Consider the following 4,398-nt stretch of genomic DNA (forward strand, 5'->3'; position numbering starts at 1 on the left):
CCTGATACACCAGATCTTTATCCACTCGGGAAGCAAAGCCAGAGCCTCCTTGAGAAACTCCACCGCCCCACCTGCCGCCACCGTGTTTCCGCTTCGCAACCACCCATGCAGGATGAAGGGGGCTTCGGCCAGCACCGCCAACAAAGGATGATGGCTGCCCCGTCCGCGCCGCAGCGGGTTGTAGCCCTTCACGGCTCCTTCCTGTTTGCCCGAGCGCTGGAGCACGGTGGAGTCCAGATCCAGATGAAAGCCACGCGCAGGCATGTTCACCTGCTCCAATGTCCACTTCCACAAGGGTCGGTAGAAGGCCTGCACGTGAGACTGGCTAAAGCGCAGGAAAAAGTTGCGGATCGTGTCATCGCCGGGGAACCGGTCCATCCCCAGGAGGGCATGAAGGGCGTGATCGGCCCGCAGCCATTGGGCGTGGCCAAAACGACGCCCTCCGGTTACCACCGTCATGAGAAACGCGGTGAACGTGTGAGTTAAGGGGATGGCGTTGTTGGAAGTGGAGGCCGCGAAGGGCATCGCCGATTCGAGTTGTTCTACGAATCCGATCCGACCTAGGAAGGCGATCAGACTCGCCAAGCCGCCGAAGGGGGTGATCGCCTTCGGCGTCTCGTCCAAAACGAACTTGGCTCTGCCAGCGACCGCGTTAATTTCCGCCGGGGTGGTTTGGTGAGGGTCAGCGGTAGGTTTGTTTTACATCAACCCTTATTGCCTCAACCCCTTCCACCAATACCACCCTCTTTCTAGTTGGGAGTTCGGGTTAAATATGGAGGCCTAGCATCCCTGCATTTGGCACACAAACGAGCTGGTAGGAGCGACTCGCCGCCAGCCCCAGTTGCAGGACGTAGATCGCAGAGGTCGCGCTGCCACGAGGGAACGCCGAGGGCTGCACTATCCTCTGTTGTGGAGAGCAGAATCCAACGACAGCTACTCCCATAGTTTAGCCGGGATTCTCACGCCCCCCCCAGCAGTGTACAGGCAATCCTGCCACTAAGACTAGGGGATCATTCTTTCAGAAACCTGTTCCAAATCCCTAATCCGGTGGAATGACTTCTGGGCGAGCTGGGCTATGATCCGCAGCACAAGGAGCGCTGATTTTCGAGGCGTTCAAATAAAGATCAAATTCTATGAAGTATTTATCGCTGATGTTCTGCGTTTCGACATTGGTTGCCCAAAACGCCAAAATCTCATTTCAACACGACCTGAACTACTGCCCGGAGACACATGCTGATCTATCCATCCTTCGAGACTACGACCCCTTCGCAGGACAGCCGACCGTGCCTTTTCGCATCGAGATCGATGGAACCGCTAATGATTTCATGTTTCCTTCGAACACTCTACGCTACGTAGCCAGAGTACCTCTGATCGACAATCGCTTAGCCTCTCGCACCGAAATTCGCAGACCTATCCGACTCATTGTAGATCGGCCGTGGGTTCTCGATTCGAGCCGACCAACAGCTCAACTGGAGATCGTGGACGATGATCGACTCGGAGGACTAGTTTCGCTGCTACCTATCGGGGGCTCCCCGTTAGGCTACCTCACCGATGGATCGCTTGTGACGTTCACGCAGCAGGGTCGCGACGACTATCGGATCGATTTCCGTGGAAAGACGAGTTCTTCAGTAAGCTTCATCCAATCGAAAGTTCAGCTTCGACCGATTCTTTTCCAGGAAACCTCGGATGGAGGCTGCCTGGCTTCCTTCTCGGCAGTTTGGACTCCCACCCGAGCTGGAGCCAAGGACTACTCCATTCTTATGAAGTTCGATGCAAACTCGTTGAAACCAGTAATCACTACCGAAGAAGGGATGCTCCGGTATCGAGTGGATGATCAAGGTAGGATCCTCTATTGGATTCGGAGCAATAGCAGCAACAGCCCCCTCCAAAGGCTGCTACCCGTCGGAGTGCCAGACCCGAGCTTCACGCCCCCGCAGGTGGACGGTATCGCCTTAGATTTCGTGCCCGATAGACAGAGCGTAATCTTGCTCACACGGCGCACCAGCCCTACTCCGATATTTCAGCTTTGGCGAACGTATCAGGACGGATCGCCCGCCAAGCTGATCACACAGCAGGAGGAAATCATTGGGAACTCTGAACTAAAGATCGGGCCGGGTGGCAAAATTGTTGTCGCTCATCTCGGAGTCCAGGCTCCCGGTGGAAACAGTGGCGGCCCCTGTTGGATCAAAAGATTCAATGACGACGGCACGCTGGATGAACAGTTCGGCGATCAAGGCACTATTGACTTCCCTAAGTCGGACTTCATTTCCCCGCCAGCACTAGATCTCAGTGGCAATCTTTACGTTGCCTCGGAACCCATGGTGGGCAAAGTGCTGCCGAGACGATTGGTTCGTTTCAACTCTTCCGGACAACCCGACCCTAGCTTTCTGGCGCCTGATCTACCGTTTTCACCAGGGCCACTTATGCTGGATGGCGGCGAGAGGATTCTGGCGCCCATGGACCCCAGTTTTCCAGCTCCAGCAGCAGAGCTACGAACCATTCTGCCCACTCGTCTGGCTTGGACAGACAAAGGTGAACTGGACTTCACCGAGGCCACGCCGGGTTATCGCTATCAAATCCAATCCTCCACAAACCTGGTGGACTGGAAGGCCACGCTTGGGCCGGTCCATGTGGAGAGCAAGGAAAGAGGAGGAACATACTTTCGCTGGCTGGCAGAGTGGTAGCCAGAATGTAGTGGCGTCGTCGTCTCTACGGAACCAAATGGGCTCAACTCGGATGGGATGTGAGCCACGTTGGTAGTGGAATTAGGGGCGGATGCGGAATCCAGAAGCGAAAGAGGGAGGAAAAGTCGGTGGCAGTTACCTGGGCTATCACCAAGACTCCGAGTTCCGTAGCGAGGCAAACAACGGAGGCGTTCCAAAGAGCATATGAATATCCAAAAACTGAATAGCATCTGTCCCCTTTTTACGGTTCGGTCCGCTAACCCGCACAGTCCCCACTACGCGAAGCGACCAGAGGATCAACGCCCGAGATTTCCGACGGACCAACTTGTTCCGGACCGTGGGCTACTTGCGGGTAAATCTTGGGGCGAGTTGATCCGCCCCCTGGCATGACTTTCCATCATGCGATCTGAGACGGGGATGCCGGTGCAAGGAACACCATGTTAAAGATAGATTGTTGGTCAGGGTCATTCACTAGTTCACTGACAAAAGGACTCAGTGAGAATCTCGAACCGATTCGTCCAAGTATCCTACCCTTAAGACACGTGGTCTCATGAACAACTCACGCCAAAGAAGCGAAATCTGGGTCTCCTCGCGAGAGCTCAGTTCGGCCTTTGAGCGATTGGAGAACCCTATAACGGATGAAGATCACAAACTTGCTGCTGCTTGTAACCAGGTTCGAGGACATCTTAAGCGGCTTTGGGCAAATCGCCGCCACGAGATTGAGGACTGGAGAAAGAAATACCCTGCGACCAGTTATTGTCGAAGTCAGCCTCCGTGAGCTTTTAGATAGTGACTATGTACCCGTTGCAACCCGTGCATCGAGCTATACTTGGCGGCAGTCTGCGATCGCCGTCGGTTAGGATTGCATCGACCCGTAGCCAAAGCCATCACCTCGGAGAGACAACCAAGGATCGGAATCGAGCCATTGCAACCTTACCACATCCCGAGCAGGAGATGTGTTTCGCCGCGGTCCCGCTCAGGTGTGATAGACCCAAGTTTCTGCCTGACTATAAGCCTAGAAACCCGGCGGACTTTGAGACGAGCCGCTTGGGGCTTCGGCAACTGGACCACACAAACATCCGCGAATTGGTTGCCCTTCTTGTCCTTGTAGACTCCAGGCACCAAGACCTTCAGAGCCCCAGCAAAATAGACAGCTTCGACGAATTGGGTCGCCTTCCTTCCGGAGCGGAATCGTCCCAGGGATCGACGTGTATCAGTTTTCGGGTCGGCCACTGCGAGCCACTCGCGAGCCTCCACCAGGTTTGGATCCTTCAAAAGGGTTTTGACGTACAAATCCTCAATGTAACTCTCAGGCACCTTGGGGCGGCGGTAACCCTTCCGCGTTAGACCGACATAGCGAGGAAGATTTCGATCCAGTTTTTGAGCTTTGGCGTACGCTGCACGAGTAACGGTTCTGCCATATTGGTAAAAGTCCTCTCCATGCAGAGTTCCGTCGCTAAGCCAGAGCCGGGTTCGACCGCACGCGACGCCGTCGGCCAAGGGAATTTCAGCTTTAAGCCGTCCGTTAGTGTGCCACTCACGTATGATGCCAGTTCCACGGTCCATGCGGTATTCGCCAAGCAATCGCCCCTCGTCGTCCCAGTGCCGACCGCGTCCATGGGGTAAACCGTGTCTAAAGGGTTCCTTGGAAGCAATGCGACCGTTTGGATGCCAGGTGACCCTGATACCGTGCGCCACCGATTTGAAGAACGGC

General features: G+C 55.1%; 3 protein-coding genes. 1 reads left to right on the forward strand and 2 read right to left on the reverse strand.

Annotated elements, in window-relative coordinates; genetic code table 11:
* Positions 1-624, reverse strand: a 624-nt coding sequence (locus JNN07_28595) for a transposase (protein ID MBL9171723.1), incomplete at its 3' end; no start/stop codon positions are given.
* Positions 625-1,133: 509 nt separating this feature from the next.
* On the opposite strand from JNN07_28595, the gene JNN07_28600 reads away from it, so the two are divergent.
* A complete protein-coding gene (locus JNN07_28600) occupies positions 1,134-2,684 on the forward strand; it encodes a hypothetical protein (protein MBL9171724.1) in 1,551 nt (516 codons plus the stop codon).
* Between the two features lie 933 nt (positions 2,685-3,617).
* On the opposite strand, the gene JNN07_28605 is transcribed toward JNN07_28600, so the two are convergent.
* Positions 3,618-4,250: a hypothetical protein gene (locus JNN07_28605; GenBank protein MBL9171725.1), complete on the reverse strand. Its 633-nt coding sequence runs from the start codon at positions 4,248-4,250 to the stop codon at positions 3,618-3,620.
* Positions 4,251-4,398 lie beyond the last annotated feature (148 nt).

Source organism: Verrucomicrobiales bacterium (assembly GCA_016793885.1).
Lineage (GTDB): Bacteria > Verrucomicrobiota > Verrucomicrobiia > Limisphaerales > UBA11320 > UBA11320.

Bases quoted from the DNA above. Each gene is read 5' to 3' on its own strand.
- JNN07_28600 (MBL9171724.1), top strand. From the start codon at position 1,134: ATGAAGTATTTATCGCTGATGTTCTGCGTTTCGACATTGGTTGCCCAA.
- JNN07_28605 (MBL9171725.1), bottom strand. From the start codon at position 4,250: ATGGACCGTGGAACTGGCATCATACGTGAGTGGCACACTAACGGACGG.